The organism is Microbulbifer sp. Q7 (assembly GCF_001639145.1).
Classification (GTDB): domain Bacteria; phylum Pseudomonadota; class Gammaproteobacteria; order Pseudomonadales; family Cellvibrionaceae; genus Microbulbifer.
The window spans coordinates 1875177-1889141 of sequence record NZ_LROY01000002.1 but is presented as its reverse complement, the minus strand read 5'-3'; the positions used below and the strand labels follow the sequence as shown (position 1 = coordinate 1889141).

The following is a 13965-nucleotide window of genomic DNA, read 5'->3' as shown; positions in this document are numbered from 1 at the left end:
CTAATTACACTTCCCCATCGGCTCAATCTGCTGGGCCAGCATTTCCCCGGTTTTCTCCGCGTTGTAATCCATGATCAGTTGCGGCTCGTCGGTGAATACTCCGTCGGCGTTCATGGCGGCCACCAGTGCCAGGTCGTGCGGGTGGTTGACGGTGAAGACGTAGCTCTTGAAACCACGCTTGTGGCCGTCGGCGATGATTTCCGGGCATACGAAGTCGAGGCTGTGGTGTATTGAATAGGCTTCAAGCGCTTCGCCGCAGGCCGCGAGGTCCAGGGGGACGCCGTCGATAAGTACGCCGCGTCGCACTCTTGGGATCAGCTTCAGGCATTCGTAGACTTGGCGGTGGTCGAACGAGGACAGCAGGTATTGCTCGTAGGTGGCGCCGTTGTCGCGGATATAGGATTCCAGCTCGCTTGCGGCGAGTGCCGCGCAGTTGGGGCCTTTCATCTCTATGTTGAGCTGTGCGTTGTTGCCCACCAGCTCCAGCACTTCTCGCAGGGTGGGCACGCGCTCGCCGCCGGGGAGCAGCATCTGGCGCAGCGCCGCGGGGGCGAGCTCGGTGAGCAGTTCCTGCCCGGCCAGCAGACGGCCGAGGCGGCGGTCGTGCTTGACGATCAGTTCGCCACCCACATTCCATACATCGATCTCTACGCCGTCGACATCAAATTCGAGGGCGTGCGTGATCGATTGCAGGGTGTTTTCCGTGGCACGTTTGGGATAACCGCGGTGGGCGAAACAGAAGAGGGTGTCAGAAGTATGCATCTCGACGTCCACGGTGGCTTAGTGCGCTGTTTCGTTATTAGCGGCCCGCTGAAAGTGCCGTTAAGCACGAAACAGTGCACTAGGGTGTACCAAAAGTATGACCACGAGGTGACAGCGCCACAATGCAAGGAGGCAGATTCCGCCGGAATTTTTAGACCGTTTGGTGCGGGTAGCGGGCTTCTTTATAACGGGGGTTTTTATTCCCCGGCGAGGGCGCGATAGCGGCCGCGGTGGAACACCAGGGGTTCGCCACCGCCGGCCGTGAATTCCAGCACTTCGCCCAGCAGGATAGTGTGGTCGCCGCCGTCAATATTCTGCGCGCGGCGGCAGTGGAACAGTGCGGCGCAGTCGTCCAACTGCGGGATATTTTGCGGGCCCTGGTGCCATTTGACCTGGCCGAACTTGTCGGCGCCGCGGCCGGCAAACAGGTTGGATACGTGCTGCTGGTCGCCTTTCAGTACGTGTACCGCAAAGCGCTCGCACTCGGTGAAGGCCGCGTAGCCGAGGGAACCGCGGTCGATGCTCCACAGGATCAGCGCCGGGTCCAGGGAGACGGAGTTAAAGCTGTTGACGGTCATGCCCACGGGCTGGCCGCCGGCATCCAGGGTGGTTACCACGGTGATGCCGGTGGCGAAGTGCCCCAGGGTGTCGCGCAGGGCGCGGCTGCGCTCCTCCGGTGACTGAGGGGTTTCGATGGGGGCTGCTGGGTTGCTGGTTACCGTCATACTTCGTTCAAAATCTGTTCAATTTTTGTGCTGGCGGCCATTTTACGGGAAAAATGGCCGCTCTGCGTGATTTTCTTTGGATCAGGGCATCCGTGGTGCGCAGCGCTGGCTGAGTGCGTCCCGTTCGGCGATGGCGCTGCCGGTCAGGGCAAAGCCCAATAGCTTGCCGGCACCGTCGAGGAACTCGGACTTTACGCCGTCTGAGGTTGCAGTGACCTGCCATTCGCCCTCGCTGCCCGGTTGCGGTGAGCAGACCACGGTGGGCCTCAGGGTGGTTTTCACCGCCACCGGCATACAGCCGTACTGCACCGGCGTCGGTGTGCCGGCGAGGGTCTGGGCGAGTGCGCGGGCGCCCTGGGTGAGCGGGGCGACGTAATACAGGCTGTGCCCGTCCACTTCCGCGCAGTCACCGAGGGCGTAGATGCTGGCGTCGCTGGTGCGCAGCTGCCGGTCGGTGACGATGCCGCGGTTGGTGGCAACACCGGCGGCCTCCGCAAGGCTGGTATTCGGAAGCAGGCCCAGTGCCGCCAGCGCGATATCGGCTTCGATGGTGTCGCCGCTGGCGAGCTGTGCGCGGATACCTGCGGACGTGCGCTCGATGCGGGATACGCTGGTGCCCAGGTGAAAATTCACACCGGCCTGGGCCAGCGCCTGCTGAATATCGCGCCCCGCCGCTTCCGGCAGCATATTCGCCAGCGGCCAGGGCTGCAGGTCCACAACCTCGACCTGATAACCGGCCTGAACCAGGTCATTGGCAAACTCACAGCCGATCAGCCCGGCGCCAATCAGCAGTACGCGCTTGCGGTTGGTGAGCGCGGTGCGGAAGCGGTGGTAATCGGCGAGGCTGTTGACCCGGAACAGGCGGGCAAGGCCATCGCCCTCGATGGCTGGCAGCGGCGCGCAGTGTGCGCCAGTGGCGAATACCAGGCGGCTGTAGTGCAGTTCGGCACGGATGCCGCCGCTGTCAGAAACGAGCGTGAGTGCCTGTGCCTGCCGGTCTACATCGGTGACATGGGTGTGCACCAGAATTTCTGCACGCAGTTCTTTGGCCATGGCTTCGGCGCTGGCGGTAGCCAGCTGTTGCGGGGTTTTGCCGTGGGCGAGGGAGGCAGACAGTAGCGGCTTGGAATAGAAGGTACCGTCGTCACCGCTGATCAAAACCAGCGGCGTGCGCTGGTCGAGCTTGCGAAATTCCTTGGCCAGGTGATAGCCGGCCAGGCCGGTGCCGATGATGACCAGCGGATCCGTGTCGTCGAGGGCGGTGGGCGCCGGGGCGCTGGGCTGCGGTGCGTCAGCGGGCGGCTGGCTCACCAGCACCATGTCGAAATCTTCTTTGCCGACGCCGCATTCGGGGCAGGTCCAGTCGTCGGGGATGTCTTCCCAGCGGGTGCCGGGGGCGATGCCTTCTTCCGGCGCGCCGCGCGCTTCGTCGTAGATCCAGCCGCAAACCATGCATTCCCAGATGCGGTTGCCGGTGGTCTGTGCGCTGGTGGCTTGCGCCGGTGCCGGGGTGCTGCCCGCCGCTGCCGCGCCCTGGGGCTGTGCGGCTTTTGCGGTTTTGTCGGGAACCACCGCGAGCATTACAAACTCGTCTTTGGTGGCGCCGCACTCCGGGCAGGCCCAGTCGTCGGGGATGTCTTCCCAGCGGGTACCGGGTGGAATGCCGTCGTCCGGCGAGCCCTTGGCTTCGTCATAAATCCAGCCACAAATCTGGCATTCCCAAATACGAAAATCGGACATGAAGACCCCTGAATACTACTGGTTTCTGGTTCTTTGTTACTGTAAGTGGTTGAAGCAATAATCTATTGAAATCTGGGTAGCCAGACATCTGGGCCACCGATCACCTGCGCCACCGATCACCTGGGTCACCGATACGTGCCTCACGATAAGCGCCTCAGCCCTTGTTGCGCTGGGCGATGGTGGTGAGCGCGCGGTGGTAGGCCTCGCTGATCTGGGTGGTGTCGTCCACCGTGACTTGCAGATCCTTGATGAGCCCGTTGGACAATCCGTATACCCAGCCATGCACCGACAGCTCCTGGCCGCTCTCCCAGGCATCGCGCACCGGGGTGGTCTGGCATACGTGGATGACCTGCTCCAGCACATTAAGCTCGCACAGGAGATCCACGCGGTCCTCTTCGCGGAAGAGTTCGATCAGGGTGTGGTGCTTGTCGCGCACATCCTTGATATGGCGCAGCCAGCTCTCAATCAGGCCGAGGCGCTGGTTCTCCAGTGCGGCCTTTACTCCGCCGCAGCCATAGTGGCCAACCACCATAATGTGTTTCACCTTGAGTACTTCCACTGCGTATTGGACGACAGATAGACAGTTGAGATCGGAAGGTACAACGACATTGGCCACATTCCGGTGCACAAACAGCTCGCCGGGCAGCAGGTCCACAATCTGGTTGGCCGGTACCCGGCTATCCGCACAACCAATCCACAAATAATTGGGAAGCTGCTGTTCAGAGAGCTTGAGGAAAAAGTCCGGCTTCTCCCGTCGGGTGGATTCCGACCAGGCGCGGTTTTTTTCGATCAGGTCGTTCAGCTTTGACAAGGCAATTCTTCCGGCGGTATGCACGAACCGGGCAGGATAGCGCTTTTACCGGAGCGCGCCAATGTGAGGCTGCGTGCGCCGGTGTCTGGGCGGCGGCCGAACTGCATTCTGCCGGGTGTTCTGATACTCTGCGGCGGCGTGTTTTTGGCACAGTTCACCCGGGTACTTTCATCATATGCGGGACCACACACGGACCATACAGGGGTTAGCCTTATGGGGCTCAGAAATTCGACAATTCGCCGCGCGCGCCGCTTCAACCGGCACAATGCGACGGTGGCGCGTCGGCGCAAGAAAGTGCGCTGGCTGCTGGCGCAACGTGCCCGGGTACGCAACTACCGTCGCTTCTTTATCATCCAGAGCGAATTGACCGCCAAGGCAGAAGCATCGCGCAAAGGCACGCAGAAAGGCGGGCAAAAAGGCGCGCAACCGGATACCTGAGTGGCCAGGAAATCTATTCCGTAGAAAATGCGTACGAAAGATAGAACCGAACACAAAAGCGAAAATAGAGGGAGAAAGCAGGGTGGATACTTCTCAGGTGGCGCCGTTGGCAACCGAGTTGGATGTGGTGATCGCGGATTACCGGGATGAGAAACACGGTAAGGATCTGCTGGCGTTGATGGATCACTATGCGCGCGACCCCTATGGTGGCGGTGAGCCCCTGTCCGAGGTCTGCCACCGTGAATTACTGACTCGTCTGGTCGCATTTCCCGGCGCTTTCTCGGTGCTGGCTTACCGCGGGGATGAGGCGGTCGGCCTGTCGAACTGCTTTATGGGCTTCTCCACATTCGTGTGCAAGCCACTGGTGAATATTCACGATGTGGTGGTGACCGAAGCGGCCCGTGGGCTGGGGGTGTGTACCAGGATGATGGAACAGGTGGCGGAAGTGGCGCGGGCACGCGGTTGCTGCAAAATCACACTGGAAGTGCTGGAGAAGAATCACCCTGCGCGGGCCGCTTATCGCAAGTGCGGCTTCAAGCCCTACGCGCTAGATGAGGAATACGGCAAGGCAGAGTTCTGGCAGCGCTACCTGTAACCGGTAGCGCGGCCAATGCTAGAGCGGCTGATCAGCGGCTCAGCAATCCCTTCACTGCATTGGGCAGATCCGCCGGGAAGATGACATTCTTGGCGTTGGCCGAGGTCGAGAGCTCTTCCAGGGCGTGGATGTAACGCTCACCCAGCAGGTACATCACCGGCATTTCTTTATCGCCAATCGCGTGGGTCACTCGTTCGATGGCTTCACGGCTGGCGTCTGCCAGTACTACCTGGGCCTTGGCATCGCGCTTGGAGGCTTCCAGTCGGCCGTCGGCTTCCAGAATGGCAGCCTGCTTTTCACCTTCGGCGCGGGTTACGGTGGCGCGGCGCTGGCGTTCTGCGGCGGCCTGTTCTTCCATCGCCTTCTGCATGGTGACCGACGGATTGATGTCCTGGATCTCAACGGTTTTCAGGTTGATGCCCCAGTCGGCGATATCGTCGGAAATCGCTTCTTTCAGCTTCGCCTTGATCAGGTCGCGGGAGGACAGCGCGGCGTCCAGGGACATTTCACCCACGATGGAACGCAGCGCGGTCTGCACTAGGTTCTGGATGGCAATTTCGTAGTCTTCCACCCCGTACACCGCTTTCTCCGGCGATACGATATTGATGTAGGCCACCGCGTTGGCAATGATGGTGGCATTGTCCTGGGTGATTACTTCCTGCGACGGGATATCGAGCACGATATCCTTGGTGGTTACCTTGTAGGGCACCTGGTCCACGTAGGGAATAATTACATTCATGCCTGGGTTCAGCGTGCCGTGGTATTTACCCAGTCGCTGCACAATGTGTTTGGAGCCCTGCGGTACGATACGCACACCCATGCCAATGGTGATGACAACCAGCACCACCAGTGCCAGTACTACGGATAATCCTTCCATGCTTTCCCCTTGTTAATGTCGGAATTGGATCGTTTTTTGTTGTTGTGCTGGTCAGCTTGGGCTGACCACCAGCGTGTTGCCTGAAATATTGATGACCTTGACGCGCTCGCCAATGGCAATTTCGCTGTTGCTCATGAACTGCCACTCGTCTTCGCCGAGAATCGGGGCGGGAAAGCGCAGCCGCCCGCGGGGCTTGCCAATATTGGAGTCGATGACAGAACCCACCTGGCCGGTGAGCGCTTCCATGGCCATGCCGGAGGTGGTGCGGTCTTTCCAGTTGGGTTTGATGAACTTGAGCCACAGGAACACCAGGGCAACCGACATCCCCGCCCACAGCAGCAGCTGTGCGGTGATGGGCATGCCCACCGCTAGTAGCAGCACACCCATAAACAGCGCGGCGAGGCCAAACCAGAACAGAATAAAACCGGAAACGAAAATCTCCGCAGTGACCAGTAACAGCCCCAGTACCAGCCAGTGCCAGTAAGCAATATGCGCATTGAGCCATTCGAGCATGATGGCCTTCTCCTTACTTGATGCGATGGAATAAACCCGCTGATTATGCCCCAAAGTGGTTACTCACGTGCATTAAACAATTTTTAGGTTATTACCGCGGGAAAGCATCCCGATTTTCGCTTCGGCTTTCCGCGTTGTCAGGGTGTGAGGGCCACATAAAAATTTCCACTAAACGTCACAAATCCGCAGCAAACTTGACTCCTTGTGCAATACTTTTTGCAGGCAAGAGCGCGTTAACTATGCATCAATTTTGTGCGTTTGCATCAGTAGAATCCCCCTCAGCATCAAGAGAAATCACGGACGACAATCTTATGCGATTGACTACTAACCTGGCCCAGGGCCGCTACGAATACAGCTGCGATGGCAGAGCCATGCCGGTGCAGGATGACTGGCAACTGGGCAGCGATGCGCAGGGCCGGCGTTTGCTGGTAAGCCGGCGGCTGGTCGGTGAGGAGGGGCACGGTATCGAAGTGCGCGCGTTGATGGACGCGGGGCTGGTCACCGAATGCCAGATTACCTGGAAAGACGAGGTCGATGAGGTGAATGCCCACTATCGTCTCGCGCCCCAGAGCGGGCGGCCGCCCCGTATGGGGGATGCCATCGAGGCGGAATGGACCGGCCCCAATGGCCTGCAGCAGAGCGTGATCGAGGGCCAAAACCGGCTGCTGTTCCCGCTGATGCGCATCTTCATGGGGCCGCTGCTGTTGCGCCTGAGCGATATGGAGTTTGGTTGTGAGGTGGTTGCACCGGATATCGTTGACCCTTCCCAGCGCGGCAAGCTGCTCGCGCCACGGGTGAGCCACCGTCGCGCGGGCCGCATGGCGGGCGACGCCAATATTCAGGGCGTTCACGACCTGGGTCCGGATATCACCGTATTTTCCTATCAGGGCGACGAAGCCGAGCGGGACACCCACTGTTATGTTGACCCCAAGGGGTTACTGGTGGGCTACGACTGGCCCAGCAGCACCGGGCGCCTGTGGCAGGTGCGCCTGCGCGGCCTGGAGATGGCCCCGGAATTTACCGCGCTCTGCTAGGGCCTCTGCCCAATAGCCTGACCGACTGCACGTTATCGGTGTGCAAACCATGTAAACTGGCGCCCTGAATTCACTCAGGAGCGCCAGTTTTGCTATTCCCCCGCCGTTTTTTTCTGCACTCAATCACTGTTGGCTTGTTGGCAGCGGCGTCCATACTGTGTGCGGTGGGGGTGGCCGCGGAGGATGAGGAACCGCCGGTTTCCGCCTACGAGGAGATCGAGCTGCTGCAGACCGACGACTCCCTGCAAAGTGCGGAACGACGTCAACAGAACTGCCTGCGCGAGCAGTTGCTGACGGCTCCGGCCAACATCACCCTGGAAGAAATGCGCATCCGCTGTCGGCTGGCGGTCATGCGCGACGGCCGACAGGTGGAAGAGACGCCATTGTTTGCCTCGGTGCCCGAGGTGGAACCCGGTGCCGAGGGGGGCGTGCTGGTGAGCCGGCGGGCCCAGGCAATTCGCGATGCCGCCGAAAACCCGTTTACCCTGGCCTCCCACAAAACCAACTACCTGCTGCCGCTGACCTATAACCCCAAACCTAACAAGGGCGGTCTGGAAGATTACGCTCCGGAACGCGATGTCGACCTGGACAGCGTTGAGATGCAGTTCCAGCTGTCGGTGCAGGTGCCGGTGTGGCGCGGGTTTCTGGGCAATGCCTCGTTCATGAGTTTCGCCTACACCAACCGCTCTTTCTGGCAGGCGTATAACTCGGATGAGTCTTCGCCGTTTCGCGAGACCAATCACGAGCCTGAGTTGATCATGACCTGGCTCAACGACTGGACTATCTTCGGCTTTCAGAACGTCGCCAACCAGATCGCGTTTAACCACCAGTCCAATGGTCGCAGTGAGCCACTTTCCCGCAGCTGGAACCGTATCTACGCCAATTTCGCGTTCGAGCGGGACGGCGTCTATTTCGCCATCAAGCCCTGGTACCGCATCCCGGAATCGGCGGAGGAGGATGACAACCCCGATCTGGAGTTTTACCTGGGGCACTTTGAATTTGTGGGCGGCGTAGAGCGCAATGGCCACAATGTTTCGATCCTGGTGCGCAACAACCTGCGCTCGGATAACAAGGGCGCCGGAGAGTTGCGCTGGAGCTTCCCGGTGGGGAACCGGGTACGCGGCTATGTGAAGTACTTCAATGGCTACGGTGAGAGCCTGATCGACTACGATGAATCGGTACAGACCCTGGGAATCGGCTTTGAGCTGGCTCGGGGTACCGGTAGCTGAGTCACGCTGAAGGTTCACGGATGGGATTTGACGATACCTACAAGCTGAGTGCGCACGCGGTGATCACCAATGCGGAGGGGGAGGTGTTGCAGCTGCGGGCGACCTATGCCGACAAAACCTGGGGCCTGCCCGGTGGGGCATTGGACCTGGGTGAAACCATCCACGAAGCACTGCTGCGGGAATGCCGGGAAGAGCTGGGCCGGGACGTGGTCATCGACTACCTCAGTGGCGTCTACTACCACCGGGTGTACAACTCCCACGTGTTTATCTTCCGCGCCCATTTGAAAGCCTGCGGGGCCAATCGCAACGGCGAAATTACCCTGTCTTCCGAGCACTCGGCCTACGATTACTTTGCCCTCAATGACCTGTCGCCCGTGCAGCGCGTGCGGGTGGAGCACTGCCTGAATTTCAATGGCGAAGTCCAGAGCGCAAAGTTCTGAAGTCTGGCCATTTCTCGTATTTTCATTTCGTATCGACCCCATTTCATGGTGGTTCTTGCCAATTTCCCCCTGCCGGGACTAAACGTCGCCTGACTCCTTTAGTATCTGGCTTCTATGCTGAAAGATAAGAAGAAGTGTTATGGGTGTAGAACTGACAATGCCTGACCTGGGCAACCTGTGCGAGCAGCGCCAGCCACTGGAATGCCGTGTGGCGCTGGTCAGTAACGACCGCGATCTGAGTAGCAGCTGGGTGAATGCCCTCAATGCGACCGCCACGCAGCACGAGAACCCTTATGGCCTGCGCTTTGAAGCTGTGGCCACGAGCGCGCTGGAGCGTTGCCTGCGGGAGGAAGACCAGCTGCAGGCGCTGATTATTGATGGTGGCTGCAGCCCCGATGAGCTCAAGGATGCGGAGCAGCTGGCGGACCGCATGCACGCGCTGCGCGCCCAGCTAAATGTCTTCCTGGTGGCGCAAGACTCATTCCTGAACGACCAGGGTGGCGCTCCTGCCTCGGTACGCAAGCGCTTTGATGAGCTGTTCGACCGGCGCGAGTGCAATTTCAACCACATGTTCCGCCTGGTGCAGGCTTTCATTGCCCGCCGCGCCTCCACCCCCTTTGCCGATACCCTCAAGGATTACGTGTTCTCCGCCCGCGATGCCTGGCACACCCCCGGTCATTCCGGTGGCGACAGCCTGCGCAACAGCCCGTGGGTGGGTGATTTCTACCGCTTTATGGGCGAGCACGTATTCAATACTGACCTGTCGGTCTCGGTGCAGGTGCTGGACAGCCTGCTGGAGCCCCACTCCGTGATCCAGGAAGCACAGGATCTGGCGGCGCAGGCGTTCGGCGCCGAGAAGACCTTTTTCCTTACCAACGGCACCTCCACCGCCAACAAGGTGGTGATCCAGCAGATTCTCGGTGGTGGCGGCAAGATCATTGTGGATCAGGCCTGTCACAAGTCGGTGCACCACGCGGTGGTGATGAACCGGATCGAGCCGGTGTATCTCAAGTCCACCCTGCACCCGGAGTTTGGTATCTACGGCCCGGTGTGCCGCGCGGATATTGAAAAGGCGCTGGACGAGCACCCGGACGCGGGCCTGCTGGTGATCACCTCCTGCACCTACGATGGCCTGCGCTACGACCTCAAGCCCATCATCGACTATGCGCACGAGCGCGGGGTCAAGGTGCTGATCGACGAGGCCTGGTACGCGCACGGCTACTTCCATACCGAAACACGCCCCACGGCGCTGGAGTGCGGGGCGGATTACGTCACCCAGAGCACCCATAAAATGCTGTCGGCTTTCTCCCAGGCCAGCATGATCCATGTACAGGACCCGGACTTCGATGAATTCCGTTTCCGTGAAAACCTGAATATGTACGCCTCCACCAGCCCGCAGTACTCAATGATTGCGAGCCTGGATGTAGCGCGCAAGCAGATGGTGATGGAAGGTTACGGCCGCCTGCGCCACTGCGCGCAGATGGTGGCGACCCTGCGGCGGGAAGTGGATGCCACCGGCGTGTTCCGCGCACTGAAGCTGGAAGACCTGGTGCCCGCACCACTGGCCAACGACAACATCCGCCTCGACCCGACCAAGGTCACTATTGATGTTTCCGGCAGCGGCTATTCCGGCAAGGAAATCCAGGTAAAACTATTCGACCAGTTTGGTATTCAGGTGGAGAAAACCACCTACAACACGGTAACCGTGCTGGTGACCCTGGGGAGCACCGAGAGCAAACTGTTGCGCCTGGTGCACGCCCTCAAACAACTGGCGCGGCAACCGCGCAAACGCAGCCATGTGGGCACCGCGCGGCAGTTGCCGGAGTTTACCCACCTGAACTGCCTGCCCGCAGATGCCTATTTCTCCGATACGGAAGAATTGCCGCTGATGGACAACGGCGTGGCGGCGGAAAAGAAACTGGTCGGGCGCACCTGCGCCGACGAAATTGTGCCTTATCCGCCTGGGATTCCGGTGCTGGTGCCGGGGCAGGAAATCTCTGCCCAGATCGTGCAGTTCCTGCAGCAATTGTTGCAGGGGCAGAACGCCACGGAAATTCACGGGCTGATCTTCCGTTCCGATGAGCCCATGATACGGGTGATGAAGGAGCCGCTGGCTTCCGCGGTCAAGTCTTCGCGGAAACCGTCGAAAGCAAACAAGTAACCGCTCCGGTTACGGAGCAGCAGATTGGCAGGGACGCCGATGCAACACGCAGAAAATCCTCCACCGCAGTGTATTTTACTGGCCGGTGCCAGCGGCGGCCTCGGCCAGGCGCTGCTGCAAACTCTGCACAGCCAGTACCCCGACGCCGTGTTGTTGACGATCAGTCGCCACGACATCGATCTGCTTGGTGATACCCACCAGCATTGCACGGCAGAACTGGAAGACCCCGGGAGTGTTGCGGTGATCAACGGTTGGCTGGCGGAGCGGCCGGTGCCGAACTGGGTGGTGGTCTGCTGTGGCATTCTGCATTGGGACAAGCACGGGCCGGAGAAAAACCTGCGCCAGTGCAATGACGATACCCTGATGCGCAGTGTCACGGTGAACGTACTCACCCACCTGCATCTGGCCCAGGCGCTGGATCCATATCTCAAGCGGCGCTCGCCGCTGACCTGGGCATCACTCTCGGCAAAAGTCGGCAGTATCGAAGACAATCACCTCGGTGGCTGGTACAGCTACCGCATGAGCAAAGCCGCACTCAACATGCTGGTGCGCAACCTCTCCATCGAATGGGGCCGGAAAGTAGATCAGTGTCGGGTGGTGGCCGTACACCCGGGCACCACCGACACGCCCCTGTCAGAACCCTTCCAGGAAAATATTCCCGCAGACAAACTTTATACCCCCGCGCAAAGTGCCGAGAGAATAGTGACCGTGCTGCAACAGCTGCGAGAGGAAGATCACGGAAAACTATTGTTCTGGGATGGTTCGCCGATTCCCTGGTAGGGGGTGGTGTTTATCCGGCGGGTGTCAGCGCCGCTCGATGCGGCGCCTTGTGTGGGCAACGAGCGCAAACGGTCAGGGGAGCATCAGACCTGGCCAGGTATTTCCATTGATCGGTCGCGGGTAACCTGCATCAACCTGATCGTTATTGATGTCATAGCGCAGGTAGCGTTGATTGGTCAGAAAGATATAGGCGCGGGAGTTGTCCCATTGATGAGCGGCTGTTATGTCCAGAGCGTAGCTGGCCATACCTGGCCAGGTGCTGTCATTCACTGGCTTCGGATAGCCGCCGTCCAGGCTGTCACCGGACAGGTCGTAGCGCAGATAACTGCCGTCAGCAAGAAAGAAGTAGACTTTACTGTTTGGCCACTTGAGTGCGGCGCGTATCTGCGTGGCGTATGGTGCTATACCCGGCCAGGTCACGTTGTCGATGTTTTTCGGATAACCATTGTCGACGCAATCGCAATTCAGGTCGTAGCGAAGATACCGGCCATCGCTCAAGAAGAAGTAGCCCTTCGTAGTGCTGGCCTTGAACGCGGCCACAACGAGGTCGCGATAGTCTCCAAGACCTGGCCAGGTGTTATTGGTGACGTCAGCCGGATACCCGCCGTCTGCTGCGTCGAGGGTTTTATTGTAGCGAACATAGCGCGCGTCATCCCGAAAGTAGTAAGCCCGGCTAGTGTTCCAGTCGATGGCTGCTGAAATATCCAGACGCGTGCGGCGCAGGGCGATCGGGGTCTGGCCCTGAACGAATACGTAGTCCGCCGTGCCCTTGAAATTGCTCAGATCAGTCCAGGTGCGTATCAGCGCATCGACCGTGTCAACGAGCGCTCCATCGCGGTAAACCTCTACAGGTGCGCTACTGTTGGCATACCACTGCGCGGTGCTCTCAGCACCGGGTAGCAGCTTGCGTAAACCAGTTTCGGCCAGCAGCGGCGTGCCATCCAGTTTCCAGGACTTTTCCAGTGATATCCCGAGATGGCGTAGCACTGTCGGCGCGATGGATGTTTGTGCTGCGTGCCCATACAGGCTGCCAAAATCAGTGTTGCTGATGTCGCTCACAAACTGCGTGTGCTCGAGGTTTAGTGGCTGGTTACTGCCGATAAATATGGTTTTTTCGCCGGTAGTTTGATTTCCGTGCCCACAGCCAGCGGCGTCGCGCCCATGGTCGGTTGTGACCAGCACCAGCCAGTCTTCACCAGCCTGTATTCGTGCCTGCACAGCGTCGAGTAGTTGTCCCAGTCGCTGGTCAGCATCTTGTATGCTGCGGTTGTATGCACTGCCAAAGCATGAGGAGTGACCGACACCATCCGGTTCATCCAGGTGCAGAAACAGGAAGTCAGGAACACCAACATTGATATAGTCCAGCGCTTCAGCGACGACATCATCATCCGACAGGCCACTTCTCACTACATCGGCATGCACTAAATCCTGGGTGAAATACTGGGTATTGATTGGGCTCCAGTTAACGATGCTGCCAACCCAGTGATTACTATCCGAATCCTTGATCCGCCTGAACAGGCTGGGGAATGCGGCGTTGGCGAGGCCCGATCCATTGGAGGTAACGTCATGCTTGTTGGCCCACACGCCGGTAAGGATGGTTGACCACCCCGGGCCGCTGTAGGTGGACTGCTGGCTGGCGGCGCCATTGATTCCTCCGGTGTATGCTTTTTCCACATAGAGCCTGTCAAAATTGGGCGTGTTCAGTGTGTGCAGTTTCTCAAACTGAACGCCGTCAATACCGACGAGTAATACCTTGTTGTCACCTTGCGCGGACGCTGGGGTGAAAAGAATTGCAGCAATCAGTGCAATTCCACAGAGGAATAGCTGGTGCATAACGTCTCCTTTAATGGATCGAAAGTA

14 protein-coding genes are annotated in these 13965 nt (G+C 59.4%); 7 read left to right on the top strand and 7 right to left on the bottom strand.

Annotated features, from left to right (window positions below):
* The 4 genes from AU182_RS13560 to can form a co-directional block, all read right to left on the bottom strand.
* Entirely contained in the window at window positions 1-762 is a 762-nt protein-coding gene (locus AU182_RS13560) for a glycerophosphodiester phosphodiesterase (protein WP_066966236.1), read from the bottom strand.
* Window positions 763-959: 197 nt separating this feature from the next.
* Window positions 960-1487: a flavin reductase family protein gene (locus AU182_RS13555; protein WP_082859441.1), complete on the bottom strand. Its 528-nt coding sequence runs from the start codon at window positions 1485-1487 to the stop codon at window positions 960-962.
* Window positions 1488-1568: 81 nt separating this feature from the next.
* Window positions 1569-3227, bottom strand: a complete 1659-nt coding sequence (locus AU182_RS13550) for an FAD-dependent oxidoreductase (RefSeq protein WP_066966233.1) — start codon at window positions 3225-3227, stop codon at window positions 1569-1571.
* 154 nt (window positions 3228-3381) lie between these two features.
* Window positions 3382-4038, bottom strand: a complete 657-nt coding sequence (can, locus tag AU182_RS13545) for a carbonate dehydratase (protein ID WP_066966230.1) — start codon at window positions 4036-4038, stop codon at window positions 3382-3384.
* A gap of 213 nt (window positions 4039-4251) precedes the next feature.
* Between can and AU182_RS13540 the strand changes: the two genes are divergently transcribed.
* Window positions 4252-4476: a hypothetical protein gene (locus AU182_RS13540; protein ID WP_066966226.1), complete on the top strand. Its 225-nt coding sequence runs from the start codon at window positions 4252-4254 to the stop codon at window positions 4474-4476.
* An 82-nt stretch (window positions 4477-4558) separates the two neighbouring features.
* Complete coding sequence (locus tag AU182_RS13535) at window positions 4559-5071, top strand: N-acetyltransferase (RefSeq protein WP_227718272.1); 513 nt, start codon at window positions 4559-4561, stop codon at window positions 5069-5071.
* Window positions 5072-5102: 31 nt separating this feature from the next.
* Here the strand turns inward: AU182_RS13535 and AU182_RS13530 are convergent, their stop codons facing one another.
* Window positions 5103-5948 (bottom strand): SPFH domain-containing protein, encoded by an 846-nt coding sequence (locus AU182_RS13530; protein ID WP_066966223.1) that lies wholly within the window; start codon window positions 5946-5948, stop codon window positions 5103-5105.
* A gap of 51 nt (window positions 5949-5999) precedes the next feature.
* Window positions 6000-6461 carry an NfeD family protein gene (locus AU182_RS13525; RefSeq protein WP_066966219.1) on the bottom strand — a complete coding sequence of 154 codons (462 nt, stop codon included), beginning with the start codon at window positions 6459-6461 and terminating at the stop codon, window positions 6000-6002.
* 311 nt (window positions 6462-6772) lie between these two features.
* On the opposite strand from AU182_RS13525, the gene AU182_RS13520 reads away from it, so the two are divergent.
* The 5 genes from AU182_RS13520 (at window position 6773) to AU182_RS13500 (ending at window position 12105) form a co-directional block, all read left to right on the top strand.
* Window positions 6773-7495, top strand: a complete 723-nt coding sequence (locus AU182_RS13520) for a hypothetical protein (RefSeq protein ID WP_227718271.1) — start codon at window positions 6773-6775, stop codon at window positions 7493-7495.
* A gap of 89 nt (window positions 7496-7584) precedes the next feature.
* Complete coding sequence (locus tag AU182_RS13515; protein ID WP_227718270.1) at window positions 7585-8724, top strand: phospholipase A; 1140 nt, start codon at window positions 7585-7587, stop codon at window positions 8722-8724.
* 20 nt (window positions 8725-8744) lie between these two features.
* The gene (locus tag AU182_RS13510; RefSeq protein ID WP_066966214.1) at window positions 8745-9164 is read left to right on the top strand and encodes an NUDIX hydrolase; all 420 of its coding nucleotides are present in this window, start codon (window positions 8745-8747) and stop codon (window positions 9162-9164) included.
* Between the two features lie 139 nt (window positions 9165-9303).
* The gene (locus tag AU182_RS13505; protein WP_066966212.1) at window positions 9304-11325 is read left to right on the top strand and encodes an aminotransferase class I/II-fold pyridoxal phosphate-dependent enzyme; all 2022 of its coding nucleotides are present in this window, start codon (window positions 9304-9306) and stop codon (window positions 11323-11325) included.
* A gap of 39 nt (window positions 11326-11364) precedes the next feature.
* Entirely contained in the window at window positions 11365-12105 is a 741-nt protein-coding gene (locus AU182_RS13500; protein WP_066966209.1) for an SDR family NAD(P)-dependent oxidoreductase, read from the top strand.
* Between the two features lie 72 nt (window positions 12106-12177).
* Here the strand turns inward: AU182_RS13500 and AU182_RS13495 are convergent, their stop codons facing one another.
* The gene (locus AU182_RS13495) at window positions 12178-13938 is read right to left on the bottom strand and encodes an alkaline phosphatase family protein (protein ID WP_066966207.1); all 1761 of its coding nucleotides are present in this window, start codon (window positions 13936-13938) and stop codon (window positions 12178-12180) included.
* Between the last annotated feature and the right edge of the window lie 27 nt (window positions 13939-13965).

What these genes read in the sequence shown, in the direction of transcription:
- AU182_RS13555 (WP_082859441.1), bottom strand. Translation starts at nt 1,487, where the DNA reads ATGACGGTAACCAGCAACCCAGCAGCCCCCATCGAAACCCCTCAGTCA.
- AU182_RS13505 (WP_066966212.1), top strand. Translation starts at nt 9,304, where the DNA reads ATGGGTGTAGAACTGACAATGCCTGACCTGGGCAACCTGTGCGAGCAG.
- AU182_RS13530 (WP_066966223.1), bottom strand. Translation starts at nt 5,948, where the DNA reads ATGGAAGGATTATCCGTAGTACTGGCACTGGTGGTGCTGGTTGTCATC.
- AU182_RS13510 (WP_066966214.1), top strand. Translation starts at nt 8,745, where the DNA reads ATGGGATTTGACGATACCTACAAGCTGAGTGCGCACGCGGTGATCACC.
- AU182_RS13520 (WP_227718271.1), top strand. Translation starts at nt 6,773, where the DNA reads ATGCGATTGACTACTAACCTGGCCCAGGGCCGCTACGAATACAGCTGC.
- AU182_RS13500 (WP_066966209.1), top strand. Translation starts at nt 11,365, where the DNA reads ATGCAACACGCAGAAAATCCTCCACCGCAGTGTATTTTACTGGCCGGT.
- AU182_RS13540 (WP_066966226.1), top strand. Translation starts at nt 4,252, where the DNA reads ATGGGGCTCAGAAATTCGACAATTCGCCGCGCGCGCCGCTTCAACCGG.
- AU182_RS13525 (WP_066966219.1), bottom strand. Translation starts at nt 6,461, where the DNA reads ATGCTCGAATGGCTCAATGCGCATATTGCTTACTGGCACTGGCTGGTA.
- AU182_RS13560 (WP_066966236.1), bottom strand. Translation starts at nt 762, where the DNA reads ATGCATACTTCTGACACCCTCTTCTGTTTCGCCCACCGCGGTTATCCC.
- AU182_RS13495 (WP_066966207.1), bottom strand. Translation starts at nt 13,938, where the DNA reads ATGCACCAGCTATTCCTCTGTGGAATTGCACTGATTGCTGCAATTCTT.
- AU182_RS13550 (WP_066966233.1), bottom strand. Translation starts at nt 3,227, where the DNA reads ATGTCCGATTTTCGTATTTGGGAATGCCAGATTTGTGGCTGGATTTAT.